Origin of the sequence: Pseudomonas sp. SWRI111 (genome assembly GCF_014268555.1) — a bacterium.
Classification (GTDB): domain Bacteria; phylum Pseudomonadota; class Gammaproteobacteria; order Pseudomonadales; family Pseudomonadaceae; genus Aquipseudomonas; species Aquipseudomonas hamedanensis.
This window is the reverse complement of record NZ_JABWQQ010000010.1, coordinates 59920-82093: the sequence shown is the minus strand read 5'-3', so window position 1 is coordinate 82093 and position 22174 is coordinate 59920. Positions and strand designations below refer to the sequence as shown.

Genomic DNA, 22174 nt, shown 5'->3' with positions numbered 1-22174 from the left:
GGTCGGGGACTATTTCATGCTGCTGGCTCTTTTCTCGTCGGTATTCCCGTCAGCTCAGCGAAGCCTGGTCGCTGAGTTGTAACGGCGTCCTGACAAAAAATTCGCCAAATTGAGGGCTGGCAGGCGCTTGCCTGCTCACGACACAGAAGTCGTACTTCCTTACGTAGCTCGCAGATTCTGCCTACAACTCCGTCCCGAGACACTCGTTATTCTAACTGCCGTGTCAGACAGGTAGTAGGGCTTCGGCCGCAAAAAGCCGCCCGCTCGATAGAGCCGCGACAGTTTTTTGTGCGAAGGCCAGCTTTTAGTAACTGCGGCTTGACCGCGTTACCCAATCATTGCGGTATCATGATTCAATACCATGAACAACAAACAGCTCAGTACGCTCAAAGCCATCTTTTCCAGGCCGGTACCAAATACATTGGAATGGATTCGAATCGAGTCCCTCTTTGGCGCAGTAGGCGCCCAAACGATCGAGGGCAACGGCTCCAGGGTGCGTTTTGAACTGAACGGTGTGGTCGCCACCTTCCACCGGCCCCACCCGGACAAAGAAGCAAAGCCCTATCAACTGCGTGACGCACGGGCTTTTCTTGAGCAAGCAGGAGTCATTCCGTGAATGTAATGAACTATAACGGCTATGCCGCCCGAATTGACTACAGTGATGAAGATGGCCTTTTTGTCGGCCATATCGCCGGGATCAAAGACGTCGTGGGATTCCACGGTGAGTCAGTCGCAGAGCTGCGCAAAGCCTTCCAGGATGCTGTGACTGACTACCTCGAAACCTGTGCAAAGCTGGGGCGCGCACCACAGAAACCTTATTCGGGGAATCTCAGCCTGCGCTTGGCGCCGGCACTTCACGCAACAGTCGCCGTAAAAGCACAGCTAGCGCATAAGAGTATTAATCAATGGGTTGCGGACGTCCTTGATCGGGAGGCGCATGCGTAGCGGATCAGCCAGTTTCAAGCGCAGAGTCGAATAAATGCTTTTTCCGGGAGAGCGGCGAGAGCTTTCCGATACGGCTGTATCGGCTTCACATTTTTGTAAAAGGACGACTTCCATGATCATCTCCACCACTCACTCCGTTGAAGGACGTGAGATCACCGCCTATCTGGACATTGTCAGCGCCGAATCGGTGCAAGGCGTCAATGTGATCCGTGATCTGTTCGCCGGCATGCGCGACTTTTTTGGTGGCCGGTCGCAAACGCTCGAACGGGCCTTGAAGGAGGCGCGCGTGCAGGCGACCGACGAACTCAAGGAGCGCGCGCGCGCGTTGCAGGCGGATGCAGTGGTCGGGGTGGATTTCGAGATCAGCATGCCGGCGGGCAAGGGCGGCATGGTGGTGGTGTTTGTGACCGGTACGGCGGTGAAGTTGCGCTGATCACCGGGCGGTCGTTTGCGCCTGATAGATTTCGATGTTGCCGTGTTTCACCTGTTGATAGGCGGTGTACGGCAGAACCAGCGTATCGGCCAGGCCGGAGACTGCCAGATCAAGCAGAATCAGCGGCGCTGCGGGGCGACCGGCGAAACCTTTCTGCGGTAACTCAGGCGCGTGCAGCGTGCAGAAGTCGTAACCGATACCGCTGTAGATCCGGGAAATCGAATCGCAGTGGGTCTGGCGCTTTTTCAGGTCTTCGCCCGCGATGGAGTCTTCCTGGAAAACGCTGCTGATCGTTCCGCATCCACTGATCGTGAGAGCCATGCAGAGCAAGGCAGCGGTTTTTAGCATCATGTTGGCAATCCTTGGCAGCGAGACGAGGATGCCAGATTAGCTGACTCGGGAATGTCTTCGCCATAAGCGGCGAAGCCCATCCGTTCAAAGGATGGGCTTATTGCCGACGATCAGCCTTGTGGTTTGAGAATGACCGTGCCTCTGGAGTCGTAGGTCAACGGTGTATCGATAGCGACGAGGGTCGGCGTGCCGCCAGATTGAGCCGGTTGCGCGGGTTCGCTCGGATGATAGATGACGCCTGGCTGCAAAATCGGTTTATCCGGGTACTTGATGGTGATTTCACCCGAGGCGATCTTGTCCTTGAGTTTTTCCGCGGCGGCTTTGCCAGCGGCGATCTGCTCATCCGTGAGCTTGACGACTGGCAAGTTGGGGAATCCGTTGATTTGCATGTTCTCTCCTTGAGATTCATTTGTAGGAAAAAGGGCAGCGGCCATTTGCTGAAAATCTTTAGCGGAGAAAGACCAGCGGTTGTAAGGGTGCGTGTTGAATGGCGGCACATCCATTCGTCGGGATCAGTCAGCATGAACAACAAGTCCAGGAATGACCGGCTAGTCTCAAAAGCCTTGGAGGTCGATATTTTTTCAGGCAAAGCGGTTTGCCGGTGTCGGCCCCATTGCGGAGGGGAGAGGCTATGACAGGTCCGTATATCGAAGACGATGGCGCTGAGTTTTCATTCAACAACTGCGTGCGCTGCGGGCAGACGGAGTATCAGTCGGGTTTTGGCGAAGATCCGGTGAGCAATGGAAAAATTCGCTCTACAGCCCCGAAAGGGCCGAAAGCGAAGTTTCTGCCCAAGGTCACGGCAAGGAAAGGAAAGTGATTTCGCCCGGTAACCCCGTCATTGAACGGGGTTTTTTATGGACGCAAGCCTATGGGTGGAAACGCCTGGCAACCGTTGACATTTATATGGGTTTTTTTTCACAAACTTTTCACGTGGGTCAACGTAGGGTGAAGCCATCCGTTAGAAAGCAAGTCTCCAGCCCGTCTCCCCAGCGGGCTTTTTTTTGCCTGGCATAAAACCTTCTCCATAATCGCTGTCCAACCCGGCGCCAAGTGCACGCGGATCTTTCGACTTCGTCTGGACTTTTGTGTGTCGAGAGCATTAAATCCCGGCCCGTTTTGTCATCCCATTTTTTTGAGGTTTTCGTCATGCGTTTAACACTGCCCGCTGTGGTTCTTGGCCTTCTGGTTGCTCAAGGTGCGATGGCCGCCGGCGATGGCACCGCGGCGCTGGGTGGCGGCCTGGGCGGCGCGCTGGGTAATGTCGTCGGCCAGAAAATGGGCGGCAGCACCGGTGCTGCGATTGGTGCCGGTGTCGCGGGCGCTGCGGGCAGCGCGGTCGCTGCACGCAAAGGCAGCCGCACCAAGGCAGCCATCGGTGGTGGCGTCGGCGCGGCCGGCGGCTCGGTGATTGGCCACAGCCTCGGTGGCAAGAATGGCGCGACCATTGGCGCGGGCCTGGGCGGTGCAGCCGGCGGCGCGGTGGGCAGCAATCTGGGCAAAGGCCACAAGGGCCACTGAGACGGATTTTCTGTCAGAAAAAGCCCGACTCGATGTCGGGCTTTTTCATGGGTGAACGTTTCTTCATAAATCATCTCCAATTCACATACGCCCCGCTTGGGCGGACTGTCCCGATTCGGGAACTGAGAGGTTCATATGCGATTGTCATTATCTGCACTGTTTTTCGGCTTGTTCGTGGCGCAGGGCGCGATGGCTGCCGGAGACGGCACTGCTGCCGTAGGCGGTGGTCTCGGTGGTGCGCTGGGTAATGTGGTTGGCGGACAGCTCGGCGGAAGCACGGGCGCGGCGGTCGGCGCAGGTGTCGGCGGCGCGGCGGGCGGTGCCCTTGGCGCGAATAAACGCAATCGCACGGAAGCCGCGATTGGTGGCGGCCTCGGCGCCGCGGGCGGCTCGGTCGTCGGCAACAGCCTCGGTGGCTCTACCGGTTCGACCATCGGCGCAGGCCTGGGTGGTGCTGCGGGTGGTGCGGTCGGGAACAACCTGGGTGACGACGACGGCGGATCCCACTCCGGTGGACACAAGCACAAGCATAAGTACAAAAACAAACACAAGAACTGACGTTATTGAATCAACGGAAACCCGGCCTGGTGCCGGGTTTTTCGTGTCTGGCCGTCGGATTGAGGAACGATTGGCAGTAGGGCTTTTCGAACGTCATACATCCCACGTGATCGAGAGGTTTGCCATGACTCCTGAAACCGAAGGCAAGGAAGAAAAAGGCCCGAGCGGCGTGCCGTTTATCAACGATCCGGAAAAGATCAACGATCCGGGAAATGAAGACCCGGGTTCGCTGATGGATGACGCGACGGTGCCGTTGATCGAGGAGGATGAAGATGACGAGGATGAACAGTAAGCCTTTTCCGGTGGCAATGTTTAGCTGAGTTCTGCCGATCGGATAACGCGGATAGAGGGGCATTGCCCGTTGCCCTAGGTCCATCCTCCTCGCTATGCTGCTGAACCCATTAATCAGATCCGAGTTGCGGCACTTTGCATGCCGCCCGGGATGTCTTTGATAACGGATCCGATGATGAATGCACCGCTGAAGGCGTTCGGCCCGATCAAGGCCGTGATTTTCGATATGGACGGGTTGTTGCTGGACACGGAGGGCATTTACACCGAGGTCACCTCCATCATCGCCGGGCGTTACGGGCGAACGTTCGACTGGAGCGTCAAGCAGAACATCATTGGTCGCGGTGCCAGCGACCTGGCCAATTACGTGGTTCAAGCGCTTGAGCTACCAATCACCCCGGAAGAATTCCTGACGATCCGCGAGCCGCTGATGCGCGAGCGTTTTCCAAAGGCTCAGGCAATGCCGGGTGCCGAGGCGCTGGTGCGTCACCTCAAGGCGCACAACATTCCGATCGCAGTCGGCACCAGTTCGTCACGCCAGTCGTTCGGCCAGAAAACCACCTTGCACCGCGACTGGTTTGCGCTGTTCGATTTCATCGTCACGGCGGACGATCCGGAAGTCGGCGCGGCCAAACCGGCGCCGGATATCTTCCTTACCGCTGCCCGGCGTCTGGGTGTTGCGCCCGGGGATTGTCTGGTATTTGAGGATTCGCCGTTTGGTGTCACCGCAGCAAAAGCGGCAGGCATGACCGCGATCGCCATCCCCGACGCGGCGATGGCCGATGAAAAATACGCCCACGCTGACGGCATTCTTCGCTCGCTGAAAGCCTTCACCCCCAGCGCTTTTGGCCTGCCGGCGCTGGAATGGGCTTGACCCCCTCAACGGAAAAAACGCCGCCCTTCGTAGCACGAAGGGCGGCGTTTTTTTTGCGGTTTAAAAAGTAATCAGGCGCCGAAACCACCGTCGATGGTCAGGCTGGCACCAGTGATGTAACCAGCCTCCGGCCCGGCCAGATACGCCACGAAACTGGCAATTTCATCGGCGGTGCCGTAACGGCCCACGGCCATAAGGGGAATCAGGCTTTCGGCGAAGTCACCGTGTGCCGGGTTCATGTCGGTGTCGACCGGGCCGGGCTGCACATTGTTGATGGTGATGCCCCGTGGGCCGAGATCGCGAGCCAGGCCCTTGGTCAGACCGACCAGTGCCGATTTGCTCATCGCATATACGCCGCCACCGCCGAATGGCATGCGGTCGGCGTTGGTGCTGCCGATGTTGATGATCCGCGACCCTTCGCCCATGTGTTTCGCCGCTTCCTGCGAAGCGATGAACACGCTGCGCACGTTGATCGCCAGCGTCTGATCGAAGTCTTCCAGTTTGAACTCTTCCAGCGGTGCGATGGCCAGTACGCCGGCGTTGTTGACCAGAATATCCAGGCGGCCAAACGCTTCGACCGTGGCGCTGACGGCGTGGCGGATGGCGTCGGCATCGGCGCTGTCGGCCTTGATCGCCAAGGCTTTGCCACCATTGCCAGTGATGCTGTTTTGCAGTTCTTCAGCTTTTGCAGCCGAGCTGACGTAGGTGAAGGCTACCGCGGCGCCTTCAGCAGCAAGGCGTTTGACGATGGCCGCGCCGATACCGCGCGAACCGCCTTGAATCAGAGCGACTTTGCCGCTGAAGTTTTGAGTGGTCATCTTCGATCTCCAAATGTTCAAGGCGGGACGCCCTGTTGTTGCAGCCGAGTATCGACCTGTTACCGACAACCGTGTAGACCCTGATTGCTATAGTCTGTGTAAACCAGAAGTTTATAGTGGCGCTCATGGAAACCTTCAGCAGTATCGAATGCTTCGTGCGCAGTGCCGAAGTCGGCAGTTTTGCCGAAGCGGCGCGACGCCTGAGCCTGACGCCGGCCGCGGTCGGCAAAAGCGTGGCGAAGCTGGAAGCCCGACTGGGTGTGCGACTGTTTCAGCGCAGTACCCGCAGCCTGACACTGACCGAAGCCGGGCAGCGCTTTTTGACGGAGGTCAGCGCGAGCCTGACTACGATCCAGAATGCCGTGGCCAATCTGGCCAGCGCCGAAGGGCAACCTGCCGGGTCGTTAAAAGTCAGCATGGGCACGGTGTTCGGACGTTTGTATATCGTGCCGCTGCTCGGTGAGTTTTTGCGTCGCTACCCGGCGATCAACCCGGACTGGCACTTCGATAATCGCCAGGTCGATCTGATCGGGCAGGGCTTCGACGCAGCCATTGGCGGCGGCTTCGAACTGCCACCGGGTGTGGTGGCGCGCAGGCTGACCGCGGCCCATCGTGTACTGGTGGCGTCAAAGGATTATCTGCACAGCCATGCGCCGATCAACCATCCCGATGATCTCGCCCGGCACGATGGGATTCTGATTCGCTCACCGCAAACCGGGCGCGTACGCTCCTGGCAACTGACCCACCGCGATCAGCAGCACAACCCGTTGACGTTAAAGCTGCGGATGACCATGAGCGATTCCGACGCCGCCTGCGCGACGGCAGCGCAGGGTTTGGGGATTGCTCTGGTGAGTATGCCGTTCGCCGTTGGGTATCTGGAGGCGGGGACGTTGCAGCGGGTGTTGCCGGACTGGTTTGTCGATGATGGCAACATCTCGATCTATTACGCCGAGCACAAACTCCTGCCGGGCAAGACCCGCGCGTTTGTCGATTTCGTTATCGAGCAGTTTGCCGAGCAGGGCTTGGCGCGGCGGTTTAGTGCTGTTTGAGCAAGGCTTGGGAACTGGTTGCGGCCATCGCGAGCAGGCTCACTCCTACACTTGGAATGCGTTCCCCTGTAGGAGTGAGCCTGCTCGCGATGAACGATGACACGGTCTATCGAGCAAACCGCCCCGGCCAGCCAACAATGTTCTTCGGCCGTGGCGTCGCATAGGTGCGCACCTTGGACGTCGACAAGTTCAAGCGCACCAGCGCTTCGGCAATCGTCACCGCCGCCGTCACGCCATCCACCACCGGCACTCCGGTGCGCCGACGAATCTGCTCGTCCAGCCCGGCCATGCCGCCGCAACCCAGGCAAATCACTTCTGCCTTGTCCTGCGTTACCGCCAGTTCGGCCTGGTGCACAATCGCCTCCAGCGCACGCTGCGGCTCGTGTTCCAGCTCCAGCACGGCCAGGCCGCTGGCCCGCACCGAGGCACAGCGATCCCACAGGCCGGAGAGTTTCAGACGATCCTCGATCAGCGGCACGGTGCGGTCCAGCGTGGTCACCACTGAATAGGCATGGCCGAGGAACATTGCCGTGCTGGCGGCGGCGTCGGTGATGTCCACCACCGGCACGTTGAGCAATTCCTGCAGGCCTTCGCGGCCGTGTTCGCCGTAGCCAGCCTGAATCACGGCATCGAATGGCTGATCGTAGGACATCACGCGATCCATCACGGCGATGGCGGCCAGGTAGCTTTCGAAATTGCCTTCGATCGACTCGGCGCCGAAGTGTGGCGTCAGGCCGACGATTTCCGTACCGGGTGAGGCGACGGCCTGCGCCGAACGGGCGATGGCATCGGTGATGGATTCGGTGGTGTTGACGTTGACCACGAGAATGCGCATGGAAAATCCTTATTGCGGGCAGTTTTGCGGCCCGAAACCGGGCCGCGAGGGAATTAATGGCAGACGTTATCGACCGCGATGGCTTCGCCGCTGACATCGGCGTAGTGCGGCTGACGTTTGGCAATGATCAGATACAGCATGCCGGCGATTCCGGCGCCGATCAGCCAGGAAAACGGCGAAACGCTGTGGAAGCCCGGCACCAATGCCAGAACGATGGCGATCAACGCAGCAGGAATAAACGCCGCCACCGCGCGGAAATTGACGCCGCGGCTGTAGTAATAAGCACCGTGTGGCGCTTCGCTGTAGAGCTGTGGCACATGGATCCGGCCTTTGCGGATCAGCCAGTAGTCAACCATGATCACCCCGTACAGCGGGCCGAGCAGAGCGCCCAGGCCGGACAGGAAATACACGATCACCAACGGACTGTTGTAGAGATTCCACGGCAGGATCAACACGGCGATGGTTGCGCTGATCAGCCCGGCGCGGCGGAAGGTCAGGTATCTCGGCGCCAGGTTGCTGAGCACGAACGCCGGGGCGACGAAGTTGGCCATGATGTTCACCGCGACGGTGACGATCAGGAACGCCAGGCAACCGAGTACCAGAAAAAACGTGTTAGGAATCGAAGCGATGATCTCGGTCGGACTTTCGATGATGCGGCCATTGATCTGGAATTGCGCGCCGCACAGCACGACGGTAATCGCTGCAAACAGCAGAATATTCACCGGCAAACCCCAGAAATTTCCCACCTGGATGGTTTTGCGGCAGGGCGAGGAGCGGGCGAAGTCGCAGAAGTTGAGGATCAGCGTGCCGTAGATCGCCAGCCATAAAGCGCCGCCGGCAAAGATGTTGCGCCACATCTCACCGCCCGTCAGCGGTTCGCGGATCGACCAGGCGATGGTTGCGTTGGCCTGGAAGTACATCCACGCGGCAAGGGCGGCAACCGTCAGCAAAATCACCGGGCCGGCAAAAGCTTCATAGCGGCGGACCATTTCCATGCCGTAGGCGAGGATGACCAGTTGCACCAGCCAGATTGCCACGAAGCACACCCAACCCAATGTCGACAGACCGAGGATCGAGTTGTGGTCGTATTCAGCGAAGCCGGGATGCACGGCGGTCAGCAACACACGAAACACCACCGAGGCCAGATAGGTCTGAATGCCGAACCAGGCGATGGCGATAACCGCCCGGATCAGTGCAGGAATCTGCGCGCCGTGGATGCCGAAACTGATGCGGCTGATCACTGGAAACGGCACGCCGGTCTTCTGGCCCATGTACCCGGACAGGTTCATGAAGAAGTACACCAGCGCCGCGCCGATCCCCAACGACAGCAGAATCTGCCAGCCGCCCAGGCCCAGCGCATACAGGCCGATGGCGAACGAATAATTGGCGATGTTGTGCACATCGTTGGTCCACAGGGCAAAGATGCTGTATTTGCCCCAGCGTCGACCTTCGGCCTTGGTCGGCGCCAGGTCGCTGTTGTGCAGGCGCGGGCTCAGCGGCTCGTCCACCCCGTCATGGGGCAACGGTTGGTCAAGTGTGGAGGGCGGCAGATTCAGCGCGATGTTGTTCGAAAGACTTGTACGCATTCCGGCAGGCTCCTGATGCTCAGGGCCGCGATGACTGTGCATGAGCCGCCAGGCTCGACAAATCTTCGTCGCGGCAATGAAACATCGCAGGTTAGGGGCATCTGCAGCCTGTACGGGATAGGGCGCTTCAGGCGTGCGGATCGAAAGTGTGTGCATGTTTTGCGGTTTTGTATACAAAACATGTGTGCATTAAAGCCAGATCTGTGCCAGTTGCGAATCTATGGGCAGCCGTACTCATTTCTAAAAGTTATCGAGTCGCGATAAGTCGCTGAAAAAATGGCGATTAAAATTGACCGAATGAACAGGTTAATTTTTTCGGGGAAAGATTTCGAGGGCAGGCGAGGGCGGGGATCATTTAAAAGGCGTGTAACTTTTCAGGGCGCGAAAACAAAAAGTGCACACATAAATGGCACCGATGGTGACATTTGTGTGTACACATTCTTCGCGTCGCTCGAGATTACTGTAGGAGTGAGCCTGCTCGCGATAGCGGTGTATCAGCAAGACCCATCTCAGCTGACACAGCGCTATCGCGAGCAGGCTCACTCCTACACAGGGAAATCAGCGCGGCTGAGGACTAGACCTTGCTTTTGCTGATGATGTTCCCAGCATGCAACCCGCACTCTTTCTGCGTCGCTTCTTCCCACCACCAGCGGCCTTCGCGCTCATGCTGGTTCGGCAGGACCGGGCGGGTGCAGGGTTCGCAGCCGATGCTGATGAAGCCGCGCTCATGCAGGCTGTTGTACGGCAATTCCAGCATACGGATGTAGCCCCAGATCTCTTCGCTGGTCATCTGCGCCAGTGGGTTGAACTTGTACAGGGTGCGTTCCGGCGTCGAGAACGCGGTGTCGATTTCCAGCACGGCTACAGCGCTACGGGTGCCCGGGCTCTGGTCGCGGCGCTGGCCGGTGGCCCAGGCTTTGACGCCGGACAGTTTGCGCCGCAGCGGTTCGATCTTGCGGATGCCGCAGCATTCGCCGTGGCCGTCGCGGTAGAAACTGAAAAGGCCTTTTTCCTTCACGAACGGTTCCAGTTTCGCGTGGTCCGGCGAGACGATTTCGATGTCGATCTTGTAGTGCTCGCGTACCTGCTCGATAAACCGGTAGGTTTCCGGGTGCAGACGCCCGGTGTCGAGGCTGAACACTTTGACGTTTTTGTTGAGCTTCCAGGCCATGTCCACCAGCACCACATCCTCGGCGCCGCTGAAAGAGATCCACAGGTCATCGCCGAACTCGGCAAACGCCAGTTTGAGGATGTCTTGGGCGGATTTATTGGCATAGGTCGTGGCGAGTTCCACGACGTCGAACGTTCGGCTCATCAGGGCGGCTTCCTACAGGTCGGTGGCGCTGGGCGCTCTATATGGCGCCGATGGTAACAAAAAGCTGCCGCGCCCGGGGCGTCCCGTGCGTTGCGCCCGTCAGGTGCAGGCGCTAGAGTTCGGCCTCGCTCGACTCAAATAATCACTACAAACGGGAGTGTCTTGTGGAAATTGCTTGCCTGGATCTTGAAGGGGTACTGGTACCGGAAATCTGGATCGCCTTCGCCGAAAAAACCGGAATCGAATCCCTCAAGGCCACCACCCGGGACATTCCCGATTACGACGTGCTGATGAAGCAGCGTCTGCGCATTCTCGATGAACACGGCCTGAAACTGTCGGACATCCAGGAAGTGATCGCCACGCTGCAACCGCTGGACGGCGCCGTGGAATTCGTCAACTGGCTGCGCGAGCGCTTCCAGGTGGTGATTCTCTCGGACACCTTCTATGAGTTCTCGCAGCCGCTGATGCGCCAACTGGGCTTCCCGACCTTGCTCTGCCATCGGTTGATCACTGACGAAACCGGGCGGGTGACCAGCTATCAGTTACGCCAGAAAGATCCCAAGCGCCAGTCGGTGCTGGCGTTCAAGAGCCTGTATTACCGGGTGATTGCAGCGGGCGATTCGTACAACGACACGACGATGCTGGGTGAGGCGGACGCGGGGATTCTGTTTCATGCGCCGGACAATGTGATTCGCGAGTTTCCTCAGTTTCCGGCGGTGCATACGTTTGCCGAGCTGAAGCAGGAGTTCCTCAAAGCCTCGAATCGTGATTTGAGTTTGTAGTCGTCTGGAAGGATGCCTTCGCGAGCAGGCTCGCTCCCACAGGGAAATGCATTCCAAATGTGGGAGCGAGCCTGCTCGCGAAGCTTTTAAAGGTTCTGCAGGGTGTCGAGGAGAATCCGCACTTTGGTAATCGATTCCTGATACTCGGCCTGCCACTGCGAATCGGCAACGATCCCGCCGCCGCCCCAGCAGCACACCTGCGCATCCTTGACCAACAGGCTGCGAATCGCGATGGAGCTGTCCATTTCGCCGCGCACGTCGAGATACAGCAACGAACCGCAATACAAACCGCGCCGGGTTGGCTCCAGCTCATCAATGATCTGCATGGCGCGAATTTTCGGCGCGCCGGTGATCGAGCCGCCGGGGAAGCTGCCGGCAATCAAATCCAGTGCGTCGCGATCATCCGCCAATTCTCCGGTCACGCTGCTGACCAAGTGATGCACATTCGGATAGCTTTCCAGACTGAACAATTCCGGCACCCGTACGGAGCCGATGCGGCACGTGCGCCCGAGGTCGTTGCGCAACAGATCGACGATCATCAGGTTCTCCGCGCGATCCTTGGGGCTTGCCAGCAGTTCGTCGGCGTTGGCCGCGTCTTCGCCGGGCGTCAGGCCGCGTGGGCGAGTGCCTTTGATCGGGCGGGTTTCCACCTGGCGCTGGCTGACCTTGACGAAGCGTTCCGGCGACAGGCTCAGCACTGCGCCGCCGTCGGGCAGACTCTGGAAACCGGAAAAAGGGGTCGGGCAGGCTTGGCGCAGGGCGCAATAAGCCAGCCATGGATCGCCCTCGCACGGCGCGCGGAAGCGCTGGGCAAAGTTGACCTGATAGCAGTCACCGGCCTGAATGTATTGCTGAATGCGTTCGAACGCCTGACGGTACTCGTCGGCCGAGAGATCGGCGCTCATCGGTTTGTTCAGTTTGAACGGCGTCAGTGCGTCAGCCCGTGGTTGGGTGAACAGCGTCGTCAGTCGCTGCTGGTCACCGGCGGAGACCGACGGATGAAAGACCAACTGGCTGGTTTGAGTCTGGTGATCGCTGATCAACGCCCAGTCGTACAGGCCAAAACGCGCATCGGGCAATTGCAGATCATCCAGTGCCTGGCTTGGCAGGTGTTCCAGATGACGGCCGAAGTCGTAGCTCAGATATCCGATCAGTCCGCCGGCGAACGGCAGCTCGTATTTAACCGGCAATTGCGCTTCGCCCAAGCGGCTGAGGTTGTCGCGCAGGCGTTGCAGAAAATGCGCGCCGCCCTCGTCCGGCAGCACGGCCAGTTGTTTCAGCGGCCAGGCGCTAAGCAGGTCATAACGGCCCCGGTCGGCACTCGGCCGACCGCTGTCGAGCAGCACGGCGCCAGGGGCGTTGCGAATGGCCGCGAAGTAGTCAGCGGGATTGGCGCGGTAGGGCAGCGGGAATACGGAACAGGTCAACATGGGCGGGGCAGATCGGCCATCGAGGCGGGGTGGGGATTGTAGTCTTCTGTAGGAATTGCTCCTAGAGGGGATGTCGGTGATTGGCAGATTCGGGGCAGGCGTCACGCTATGTGTTGCAGGGAGACAGCCTTCGCGAGCAGGCTCGCTCCCACATTTGGAGTGCGTGTCCCTGTGGGAGTGAGCCTGCTCGCGAAGGGTGCGGCTCGGTTTTGGATCAGCCCTCGACCGCAGGAATATGCCCAAACATCTCCTGCGTAAACGCCACGCGCTCGTCAACCGACTCCTTCACGCCGCGCGCTTTCAGCTCTTCCAGCCGTGCTTCAACCGCATGGGTACGCAAGGTCAGCCCACAATCGTTGGCAATCTGGATATTCAGCCCCGGTCGCGCATTCAGCTCCAGAATCAGCGGACCTTTCTCCTGATCGAGCACCATGTCGACGCCGATGTAACCCAGTCCGCACAGCTCATAGCAGCCGGCCGCGAGTTTCATGAACCCGTCCCAGTAGGGCAGTTGCACACCATCGACTGCGTTGGTGGTGTCGGGGTGTTTGGTGATGATGTTGTTCAGCCAGGTGCCGCGCAGGGTCAGGCCGGTGGCCAGATCGACACCGACGCCGATGGCGCCCTGGTGCAGGTTGGCCTTGCCGCCGGACTGGCGGGTCGGCAGACGCAGCATCGCCATCACCGGATAACCCATCAGCACGATGATGCGGATGTCCGGCACACCTTCGTAACTGATGCTTTTGAAGATCTGGTCCGGGGTGACGCGGTATTCGATCAGTGCGCGGTCGCGGTGGCCGCCCAGCGAATACAGGCCGGTGAGGATGCTGGAAATGTGATGCTCCAGCTCTTCATGGGCGAGGATCTTGCCTGACACAGTGCGGTAGCGGCCTTCGAAACGGTCGGCGATGACGATGATGCCGTCACCGCCGGCGCCCTGGGCCGGTTTGATCACGAAGTCGCTGCGCCCGCCGATGATCTCGCCGAGCTTGTCGATTTCCTTCTCGGTGGAGATCACCCCGTACAGCTCCGGCACGTGAATGCCGGCGGCGATCGCGCGTTCCTTGGTGATGATCTTGTCGTCGACAATCGGGTACAGACTGCGCTTGTTGTACTTGAGCACGTAGTCGGCGTTACGTCGATTGATGCCCATGATGCCCCGGGCTTCCAGGGCCTTCCAGGTCTTCCAGAAACCGAACATCAGGCGTCAGCCTTCTTCAGGAAAGCCTTGAACCGCACCAGTTCGGTCAGGCGGTAGCCGCGGTAGCGACCCATCGCCAGCATGAAGCCGACCAGAATCAGCAGGATCGCCGGGAACGTGAAGACGAAATACACCAGCTCCGGCACGGTCATGATCAAGTGCGCCAGGGACGCGGCGAACAGCGTGCCGATCGCCACTTTCATTGCATGGCTGGCGCCGCGCTCTTCCCAGGTAATCGACAGGCGTTCGATGGTCATGGTCAGAATCACCATCGGGAACAGTGCCACCGACAAGCCGCGTTCCAGGCCGAGCTTGTGGCTGAACAGGCTGATCGCGGCGATCAACACCACGACAAACGTCAACACCACCGACAGGCGCGGCAGCATTTGCAGCTTCAGATGCTCAAGATAGGAGCGTAACGACAGGCCCAGCGCGGTGATTACGGTGAACAGCAGAATGCCGAAGCCCAGTTGCGTTTCACGGAAGGCCAGGGCGATCAGTACCGGGGTGAACGTGCCGAGGGTCTGCAGGCCGATCAGGTTGCGCAGGATCAGGATCACCAGTACGCCGATCGGGATCATCACCATGATCATGAACGTTTGCTGGGTCTGCAGCGGCAAGCCGTATAGAGAGTATTCGAGGAAGTTGGCGTCGGTATTTTCATCGGTCAGCTTGGCCAGACGAATCGCGTTCATCTCGCTGTTATTAAGGCTGAACGTTACGTTGGCCTTCTTGCCGCCATCGACAGTGATCAGGTTTTCATCGCCGGTCCACCACAGCAGGCGGTCGGTCGGCAGGCCCTGTTCGCCGGTTTCCGGGTTGAAGTACAGCCAGTCAGTGCCATTGAAGCTGCGCAGCCACAGTTCCGGCATTTGCGGCTGATCGGCGACGAGGCGGATGGTGTGGACTTTTTCTACTGGTACGTGAGCGATGGACAGCAGCAGTTCGACGATTTTCGCTTTGTGCGCGGTGGACGGGTCGCCGGCCAGCAGCAGTTTCACGTTGTCATCGTTGAGGTTGTTGACCCGCTTGATCGCTTCGCCAATGAAGGTTTCGACGTCGGCCGAATGCTGGCGAATCGGCGCGAGCAGCGCTTCGGCGGCGATTTTTTCCGGGCCTTCGATGACCATGCTGTCGCGGAAGGTCGGGCCTTTGACCTTGGATTTTTCGGCGGTGTAGCGCTTGGTCAGCACCAGACGGTAGTAGAGCGTCTGGTTGCCTTTGGCGCGACGGGCCGACCAGGTCACCTTGCGGTTGCCGTCGACGCGGTTGACCGCGACGCCGTAGTTATTGGAGATGAAGCTTTCGTTGAGGCTGACGTAGTCGCGGCTCAGCGGCGGCACGAACATCTGAATCTTGACCGGGTCCTTGGTGCTGGCGACGAACTCGACCTTGGCGTCGATGTTCCACAGGTCGTCGGTGGCGTCTTCGGTCACCGGGATGCCGAGCACGAAAATCTGATAGGCCGTAACCGAAACGCCCAGCAGCACCAGCACGGCGATCAGGATTTTCAGGTGGAAGGTTAGAGAACGCATGGAAATTACTCGGCGGTATGAGCGGCGATGGTGCAGGCAGGTTTGCCGGCAGCGTATTTAAGACTGGGGTCGACCAGCGCGTCGAAGCGTTTCAGCGCCTCGGAGCCAATCAAAAGCGGGTATTGGAACGCACTTCGGTCGGTCAGGTTCACTTCGATGCTGCGCATGGCCGAACCCATGCAGATATCCAGCTCGATCACCGGACGGGCGGTGTATTTCTTGCCTTCTTCCGGATCGTAGTCGCCGGCGCGGCGCTTGATCTTGCTGACGCGGGCCAGTGGCCGTTCGATCGGATGCGAATGCGCGGCATCGATGGCCAGGTAGAAGCGCACCCAGGACTCACCGTTGCGTTTGAAGCGTTTGATGTCGCGGGCGCTCAGCGAGGCGGTTTTCGCCCCGGTGTCGAGTTTGGCCGCGACTTCCAGATTAATGCCATCGAGCGAAGCGTATTCGTTGAGGCCATACACGGTTTTTTCCCCCGCGGCGGCGAGGCCGGGCAGGCAAAACAGTGCGAAAAATGTCGGGAAAGGCTTGAGTCTCATAAATCCTGGTGCGCAGCGTTCCGTGGTCGGTTGGGGCACCTGACACAGCGTGCGCAGGTCCCTTCGTGTGCCTTTCAGCTTTTTATGACAAGCCTGTAAATGGCCAGCAAATGCGGGCGGCATTCTAGCACGGTGGTTTTATGGCGCCAGCGCTTGCGCCGACCTGTCACCCTTGAGCAGATACCCCTGTGGGAGCGAGCCTGCTCGCGAAGGCGGTGTGTCATTCGAAACAGATGCTGACTGATATTGCGCCTTCGCGAGCAGGCTCGCTCCCACATGGGTCAAGCGAACAGTTGGCTGCGGTTATTAGACGATTGTCGACAATACCTATTTATCCTTTGACGTATGCGGGCTAATTAGCTAGTTTTTGCCACATTGGATATCAAGGTGTCGACAATCATGCTGGATCAACTCGATCCCCCGGTCATCAGCGGCGAAGATACCGAGACGCTTTCGGAAAACGTCTTCCGGCGCATTCAGGCCGCTATCGTCAAAGGTGAAATCGCCCCGGGCAGCAAGATTTCCGAGCCGGAGCTGGCGCGCACCTACGGCATCAGCCGCGGACCGTTGCGTGAGGCGATTCATCGCCTGGAGGGCCAGCGCCTGCTGGTGCGTGTGCCGCATGTCGGCGCGCGGGTGGTGTCGCTCAACCATGCCGAATTGATCGAACTCTACGAAATCCGCGAATCCCTCGAAGGCATGGCCTGCCGCCTGGCGGCCGAACGCATGAGCGTAGAAGAAATCGATGAGCTGCGCCGGGTGCTGGAAACCCACGAGCGCGACGCAGCGTTTCAGGCCGGTGTCGGCTACTACCAGCAGGAAGGCGATTTCGACTTCCACTATCGGATCATCCAGGGCAGCGGTAATCGCACGCTGACGCAGATGCTTTGCGGTGAGCTGTACCAACTGGTGCGCATGTACCGCATTCAGTTTTCCACCACGCCGAACCGCCCGCGTCAGGCGTTCGCTGAACATCACCGGATTCTCGATGCCATCGCCGACCGTGACGGCGAACTCGCCGAATTGCTGATGCGCCGCCATATCGGCGCCTCGAAACGCAACATCGCCCGTCATTACCAGGACGGCGCCCACAATAAGACAGCCACTGAACGAGGTGAGTCATGAGTTCCAGACTGAACACGCCAGGCCAGCGTTTCCGCGATGCGGTCGCCAGCGAGCATCCATTGCAAGTGGTTGGTGCGATCAACGCCAACCACGCGCTGCTGGCCAAGCGCGCCGGTTTCAAGGCGATTTACCTGTCCGGTGGCGGGGTGGCCGCAGGTTCGCTCGGCGTGCCGGATCTGGGGATTACCGGTCTCGATGACGTCTTGACGGACGTGCGGCGCATCACCGATGTCTGCGACCTGCCGCTGCTGGTGGACGTCGACACCGGTTTCGGCTCGTCAGCGTTCAACGTCGCGCGCACCGTCAAATCGATGATCAAGTTCGGCGCGGCGGCGATTCATATTGAAGATCAGGTCGGCGCCAAGCGCTGTGGCCATCGCCCGAACAAAGAGATCGTCAGCCAGCAGGAAATGGTCGATCGCATCAAGGCCGCGGTCGATGCGCGCACCGACGACAGCTTTGTGATCATGGCGCGCACCGACGCGCTGGCGGTGGAAGGCCTGGAATCGGCGCTGGATCGCGCTGCGGCGTGCATCGAAGCGGGCGCTGACATGATCTTTCCTGAGGCGATTACCGAGCTTGAGATGTACAAGCTGTTCGCCAACCGGGTGAAAGCGCCGATCCTGGCCAACATCACCGAATTCGGCGCGACGCCGCTGTACACCACCGAGCAACTGGCCGGTGCTGATGTGTCGTTGGTGCTGTATCCGCTGTCGGCGTTTCGCGCGATGAACAAGGCCGCGGAAAACGTCTACACCGCGATCCGCCGCGACGGCACGCAACAGAATGTCATCGACACCATGCAGACTCGCATGGAGCTTTACGATCGTATTGATTACCACACGTTCGAGCAAAAGCTCGATGCGTTGTTTGCACAGAAGAAAGGCTGAACAAACCCCTGTGGGAGCGAGCCTGCTCGCGAATGGGCGCCAACGATAACGCGGTGTCCCTGATGCACTCTTCGCGAGCAGGCTCGCTCCCACCTGTTTCCCCTACAAATTCAAGAAAACTGGAGACAACAATGGCCGAAGCAAAAGTACTCAGTGGCGCCGGACTCCGGGGCCAGGTGGCCGGGCAAACCGCATTGTCCACCGTGGGCCAGGCCGGTGCCGGGCTGACTTACCGCGGCTACGATGTGCGCGAACTGGCCGCCGACGCGCAATTTGAAGAAGTAGCGTACCTGTTGCTGTACGGCGAACTGCCGACCCAGGCGCAACTCGCCGCCTATCAAGACAAACTGAGCAAGCTGCGCGACTTGCCGCAAGCGCTCAAGGAAGTGCTGGAGCGCATCCCCGCCGATGCCCATCCGATGGACGTGATGCGCACCGGCTGTTCGTTTCTTGGCAACATCGAGCCGGAGAAAGACTTCTCCGAGCAGCGCGACAAGACCGATCGCCTGCTCGCCGCGTTCCCGGCGATCATGTGCTATTGGTACCGCTTCAGCCACGACGGCAAGCGCATCGATTGCGTGAGCGACGAGCCGAGCATCGGCGGCCACTTTCTGCACTTGCTGCATGGCAAGAAGCCGAGCGAACTGCACGTCAAAGTCATGAACGTGTCGCTGATCCTTTACGCCGAACACGAATTCAACGCCTCGACGTTTACCGCACGCGTTTGCGCATCGACCCTGTCGGACCTGTATTCGTGCGTCACCGCAGCTATCGGCTCGCTGCGCGGTCCGTTGCATGGCGGCGCCAACGAAGCGGCAATGGACATGATCGAGCGCTTCTCTTCGCCCGAGGAGGCGATCAAGGGCACCCTCGGCATGCTCGAGCGCAAGGACAAGATCATGGGCTTCGGCCACGCGATCTATAAGGACAGCGACCCGCGCAACGAGGTGATCAAGGGCTGGTCGAAAAAACTCGCCGACGAGGTCGGTGACGAGGTGCTGTTCGCGGTTTCCGAAGCGATCGACAAGACCATGTGGGAGCAGAAGAAACTGTTCCCCAACGCCGACTTCTACCATGCCTCGGCGTACCACTTCATGGGCATCCCGACCAAGCTGTTCACGCCGATCTTCGTCTGCTCGCGCCTGACCGGCTGGGCCGCGCACGTTTTCGAACAGCGCGCCAACAACCGCATCATCCGCCCAAGCGCCGAATACACCGGCGTCGACCAGCGCAAGTTCGTGCCAATCGAACGTCGCTGAATGGTGAGCTGACCCGAGGACACCGCAACCCCCTGTAGGAGTGAGCCTGCTCGCGATGGCGGCTTTTCAGTTGATATCAATGTTGACTGACACACCGCTATCGCGAGCAGGCTCACTCCTACAAGGGACGGTGTGAATCCTGAGTCTGGTGTTTGCTCACCCTTTGAAATCACCGTGACCCCGAGTCCTGACCCGATGAACACAAAATTTCGCAAGAACCTGCCCGGTACGCCGCTGGATTACTTCGACACCCGCGCGGCGGTCGAGGCGATCCGGCCCGGCAGCTACGACACCCTGCCGTACACCTCCCGCGTGCTGGCGGAAAACCTTGTGCGTCGCTGCGATCCGGCGACGCTCACCGACTCGCTCAAGCAATTGATCGAACGCAAACGCGACCTCGACTTCCCGTGGTTCCCGGCACGTGTGGTGTGCCACGACATTCTCGGCCAGACCGCGCTGGTCGACCTCGCCGGCCTGCGTGACGCCATTGCCTTGCAGGGCGGCGACCCCGCGCAGGTCAATCCGGTAGTGCCCACGCAACTGATCGTCGACCATTCGCTGGCGGTCGAGGCGGGCGGTTTCGATGCCCAGGCGTTCGATAAAAACCGCGCCATCGAAGATCGGCGCAACGAAGACCGTTTCCACTTCATCAACTGGACCAAAAAGGCCTTCAAGAACGTTGATGTGATTCCGCCGGGCAACGGCATCATGCACCAGATCAATCTGGAGAAAATGTCGCCGGTGATCCAGGTGCGCGACGGTGTGGCGTTCCCGGATACCTGCGTCGGCACTGACAGCCACACGCCGCATGTCGATGCGCTGGGCGTCATTGCCATCGGTGTCGGCGGCCTTGAAGCCGAGAGCGTGATGCTCGGTCGCGCATCGTGGATGCGTCTGCCAGAAAGCGTTGGCGTCGAGCTGACCGGCAAGCTGCAACCGGGCATCACCGCCACCGACATGGTGCTGGCGCTGACCGAATACCTGCGCAAACAGAAAGTTGTCGGCGCCTGGCTGGAGTTCTTCGGCGAAGGCGCGGCGGCGCTGACCCTCGGCGATCGCGCGACCATCTCCAACATGGCCCCGGAATACGGCGCCACGGCGGCGATGTTCTACATCGACCAGCAAACCATCGATTACCTGAAACTCACCGGTCGTGAAGATCAGCAGGTTCAACTGGTCGAGCAATACGCCAAGCTCACCGGCCTGTGGGCCGACAGCCTGAAGGGCGCGCAATACGAGCGCGGCCTGACCTTCGACCTGTCTTCGGTAGTGCGTAACATGGCCGGCCCGAGCAATCCGCATGCGCGCGTCGCGGTGTCTGATCTGGCCGCCAAAGGCATCTCCGGCCAGTGGGATGACGTGCCGGGGCAAATGCCCGACGGTGCGGTGATCATCGCGGCGATCACCAGTTGCACCAACACCAGCAACCCGCGCAACGTCATCGCCGCCGGCCTGCTGGCGCGCAATGCCAACAAACTCGGCCTGACGCGCAAGCCGTGGGTGAAATCCTCGCTGGCACCGGGCTCGAAAACCGTGGCGCTGTACCTTGACGAAGCGGGGCTGACCACGGAGCTGGAACAGCTCGGTTTCGGTGTCGTGGCGTTTGCCTGCACCACCTGCAATGGCATGTCCGGCGCACTCGACCCGGTGATCCAGCAAGAAATCATCGACCGCGACCTGTACGCCACCGCCGTGCTCTCGGGCAACCGCAACTTCGACGGCCGCATCCATCCGTACGCCAAGCAGGCGTTCCTCGCGTCGCCGCCGCTGGTGGTCGCCTACGCGATTGCCGGGACCATCCGTTTCGATATCGAGAAGGATGTGTTGGGCGTGGTCGATGGCCGCGAAATCCGCCTGAAAGACATCTGGCCGAGCGACGAAGAAATCGATGCGGTGGTCAAGTCTTCGGTCAAGCCTGAGCAGTTTCGTCAGGTCTACATTCCGATGTTCGCCGTGCATGAAGACACCGGGCCGAAAGTCGCGCCGCTGTATGAGTGGCGCGAGATGAGTACTTATATTCGCCGTCCGCCGTACTGGGAAGGTGCGCTGGCCGGCGCGCGTCCGCTCAAGGGCATGCGTCCGCTGGCGGTGCTGCCGGACAACATCACCACCGACCACCTGTCGCCGTCGAACGCGATCATGCTCGACAGCGCCGCCGGCGAATACCTGGCGAAGATGGGCTTGCCGGAAGAAGACTTCAACTCCTACGCCACCCACCGTGGCGACCACTTGACTGCACAACGCGCGACGTTCGCCAATCCGAAACTGTTCAACGAAATGGTCGTGGAAAACGGCAAGGTCAAGCAGGGTTCGCTGGCCCGCGTCGAGCCTGAAGGCCAGGTCATGCGCATGTGGGAAGCCATCGAAACCTACATGGAACGCAAGCAGCCGCTGATCATCATTGCCGGCGCCGACTACGGTCAGGGTTCGTCCCGTGACTGGGCGGCCAAGGGCGTGCGCCTGGCCGGTGTCGAGGCGATTGCCGCCGAAGGTTTCGAGCGCATTCACCGCACCAACCTGGTGGGCATGGGCGTGTTGCCGCTGGAATTCAAACCGGGCACCGACCGCCATACGCTGGCCATCGATGGCAGCGAAACCTACGACGTGGTCGGCGAGCGCAAGCCGCGCGCGGACCTGACGCTGGTGATTCATCGCAAGAATGGCGAGCGGGTAGACGTGCCGGTGACTTGCCGTCTCGATACCGCTGAAGAAGTGTCGATCTACGAGGCCGGCGGCGTGTTGCAGCGCTTTGCCCAGGACTTCCTCGAGGGTTCGGCGGTGGCTGTTTAAATAGGTTCAGTGGCCAAGGGATGATGAGTCCTCTGGCCGCTTTGAAG

General features: G+C 59.8%; 24 protein-coding genes. 14 read left to right on the top strand and 10 right to left on the bottom strand.

Annotated elements, in window-relative coordinates:
• Positions 1–361: 361 nt before the first annotated feature.
• The 3 genes from HU755_RS13835 to HU755_RS13825 all read left to right on the top strand — a co-directional run bounded on the left by HU755_RS13835 (position 362) and on the right by HU755_RS13825 (position 1378).
• Positions 362–616 carry a type II toxin-antitoxin system HicA family toxin gene (locus HU755_RS13835; protein WP_186633459.1) on the top strand — a complete coding sequence of 85 codons (255 nt, stop codon included), beginning with the start codon at positions 362–364 and terminating at the stop codon, positions 614–616.
• Positions 613–945, top strand: coding sequence for a toxin-antitoxin system HicB family antitoxin (locus HU755_RS13830; RefSeq protein WP_186633456.1), 333 nt, complete (start codon positions 613–615; stop codon positions 943–945). The genes HU755_RS13835 and HU755_RS13830 overlap by 4 nt, the downstream gene beginning before the upstream one ends.
• 112 nt (positions 946–1057) lie before the next feature.
• On the top strand, positions 1058–1378 hold the full coding sequence (locus tag HU755_RS13825; RefSeq protein ID WP_186551599.1) for a YbjQ family protein: 321 nt from the start codon (positions 1058–1060) through the stop codon (positions 1376–1378).
• Here the strand turns inward: HU755_RS13825 and HU755_RS13820 are convergent, their stop codons facing one another.
• Positions 1379–1729: a YceK/YidQ family lipoprotein gene (locus HU755_RS13820; RefSeq protein WP_186633453.1), complete on the bottom strand. Its 351-nt coding sequence runs from the start codon at positions 1727–1729 to the stop codon at positions 1379–1381.
• Positions 1730–1839: 110 nt separating this feature from the next.
• A complete protein-coding gene (locus HU755_RS13815) occupies positions 1840–2118 on the bottom strand; it encodes a hypothetical protein (protein WP_186633451.1) in 279 nt (92 codons plus the stop codon).
• Between the two features lie 242 nt (positions 2119–2360).
• Between HU755_RS13815 and HU755_RS13810 the strand changes: the two genes are divergently transcribed.
• The 5 genes from HU755_RS13810 (at position 2361) to HU755_RS13790 (ending at position 4970) form a co-directional block, all read left to right on the top strand.
• Complete coding sequence (locus HU755_RS13810) at positions 2361–2549, top strand: hypothetical protein (RefSeq protein WP_186551596.1); 189 nt, start codon at positions 2361–2363, stop codon at positions 2547–2549.
• A 329-nt stretch (positions 2550–2878) separates the two neighbouring features.
• Positions 2879–3250, top strand: coding sequence for a bacteriocin (locus tag HU755_RS13805; protein ID WP_186622613.1), 372 nt, complete (start codon positions 2879–2881; stop codon positions 3248–3250).
• Between the two features lie 135 nt (positions 3251–3385).
• Positions 3386–3808, top strand: a complete 423-nt coding sequence (locus HU755_RS13800; RefSeq protein WP_186551594.1) for a YMGG-like glycine zipper-containing protein — start codon at positions 3386–3388, stop codon at positions 3806–3808.
• A 124-nt stretch (positions 3809–3932) separates the two neighbouring features.
• Positions 3933–4100, top strand: coding sequence for a hypothetical protein (locus tag HU755_RS13795; protein WP_186551593.1), 168 nt, complete (start codon positions 3933–3935; stop codon positions 4098–4100).
• A 174-nt stretch (positions 4101–4274) separates the two neighbouring features.
• A complete protein-coding gene (locus HU755_RS13790; RefSeq protein ID WP_186633448.1) occupies positions 4275–4970 on the top strand; it encodes an HAD-IA family hydrolase in 696 nt (231 codons plus the stop codon).
• A gap of 71 nt (positions 4971–5041) precedes the next feature.
• Here the strand turns inward: HU755_RS13790 and HU755_RS13785 are convergent, their stop codons facing one another.
• Positions 5042–5788: a 3-oxoacyl-ACP reductase family protein gene (locus HU755_RS13785; protein ID WP_186551591.1), complete on the bottom strand. Its 747-nt coding sequence runs from the start codon at positions 5786–5788 to the stop codon at positions 5042–5044.
• A gap of 125 nt (positions 5789–5913) precedes the next feature.
• On the opposite strand from HU755_RS13785, the gene HU755_RS13780 reads away from it, so the two are divergent.
• Entirely contained in the window at positions 5914–6837 is a 924-nt protein-coding gene (locus HU755_RS13780; RefSeq protein ID WP_186633445.1) for a LysR family transcriptional regulator, read from the top strand.
• A 106-nt stretch (positions 6838–6943) separates the two neighbouring features.
• Here the strand turns inward: HU755_RS13780 and HU755_RS13775 are convergent, their stop codons facing one another.
• The 3 genes from HU755_RS13775 to HU755_RS13765 form a co-directional block, all read right to left on the bottom strand.
• Complete coding sequence (locus HU755_RS13775; protein ID WP_186551589.1) at positions 6944–7672, bottom strand: aspartate/glutamate racemase family protein; 729 nt, start codon at positions 7670–7672, stop codon at positions 6944–6946.
• Positions 7673–7725: 53 nt separating this feature from the next.
• Entirely contained in the window at positions 7726–9258 is a 1533-nt protein-coding gene (locus tag HU755_RS13770) for an NCS1 family nucleobase:cation symporter-1 (RefSeq protein WP_186633442.1), read from the bottom strand.
• Between the two features lie 574 nt (positions 9259–9832).
• On the bottom strand, positions 9833–10573 hold the full coding sequence (locus HU755_RS13765; RefSeq protein ID WP_186633439.1) for a phosphoadenylyl-sulfate reductase: 741 nt from the start codon (positions 10571–10573) through the stop codon (positions 9833–9835).
• 164 nt (positions 10574–10737) lie between these two features.
• Here HU755_RS13765 and thrH point away from each other — a divergent pair, with 164 nt between their 5' ends.
• Positions 10738–11355, top strand: a complete 618-nt coding sequence (gene thrH / locus HU755_RS13760) for a bifunctional phosphoserine phosphatase/homoserine phosphotransferase ThrH (RefSeq protein ID WP_150594587.1) — start codon at positions 10738–10740, stop codon at positions 11353–11355.
• Between the two features lie 86 nt (positions 11356–11441).
• On the opposite strand, the gene pabB is transcribed toward thrH, so the two are convergent.
• From pabB to HU755_RS13740, 4 genes are all read right to left on the bottom strand, one after another.
• Positions 11442–12785, bottom strand: coding sequence for an aminodeoxychorismate synthase component I (gene pabB / locus HU755_RS13755; protein ID WP_186633436.1), 1344 nt, complete (start codon positions 12783–12785; stop codon positions 11442–11444).
• Between the two features lie 214 nt (positions 12786–12999).
• A complete protein-coding gene (locus HU755_RS13750) occupies positions 13000–13986 on the bottom strand; it encodes an alpha-L-glutamate ligase-like protein (RefSeq protein WP_186551584.1) in 987 nt (328 codons plus the stop codon).
• The gene (locus HU755_RS13745; RefSeq protein ID WP_186551583.1) at positions 13986–15521 is read right to left on the bottom strand and encodes an inactive transglutaminase family protein; all 1536 of its coding nucleotides are present in this window, start codon (positions 15519–15521) and stop codon (positions 13986–13988) included. Before HU755_RS13745 ends, HU755_RS13750 begins: the two co-directional genes overlap by 1 nt.
• A gap of 5 nt (positions 15522–15526) precedes the next feature.
• Positions 15527–16063, bottom strand: a complete 537-nt coding sequence (locus tag HU755_RS13740) for an ATP-dependent zinc protease (protein WP_016983749.1) — start codon at positions 16061–16063, stop codon at positions 15527–15529.
• A 402-nt stretch (positions 16064–16465) separates the two neighbouring features.
• Here HU755_RS13740 and HU755_RS13735 point away from each other — a divergent pair, with 402 nt between their 5' ends.
• From HU755_RS13735 to acnD, 4 genes are all read left to right on the top strand, one after another.
• Positions 16466–17188 carry a GntR family transcriptional regulator gene (locus HU755_RS13735; RefSeq protein ID WP_186551606.1) on the top strand — a complete coding sequence of 241 codons (723 nt, stop codon included), beginning with the start codon at positions 16466–16468 and terminating at the stop codon, positions 17186–17188.
• A complete protein-coding gene (prpB, locus tag HU755_RS13730) occupies positions 17185–18078 on the top strand; it encodes a methylisocitrate lyase (RefSeq protein ID WP_186633434.1) in 894 nt (297 codons plus the stop codon). Before HU755_RS13735 ends, prpB begins: the two co-directional genes overlap by 4 nt.
• 131 nt (positions 18079–18209) lie before the next feature.
• Complete coding sequence (gene prpC, locus HU755_RS13725) at positions 18210–19337, top strand: 2-methylcitrate synthase (RefSeq protein WP_186633430.1); 1128 nt, start codon at positions 18210–18212, stop codon at positions 19335–19337.
• Between the two features lie 195 nt (positions 19338–19532).
• Complete coding sequence (gene acnD / locus HU755_RS13720; RefSeq protein WP_186633427.1) at positions 19533–22127, top strand: Fe/S-dependent 2-methylisocitrate dehydratase AcnD; 2595 nt, start codon at positions 19533–19535, stop codon at positions 22125–22127.
• Positions 22128–22174: the final 47 nt, after the last annotated feature.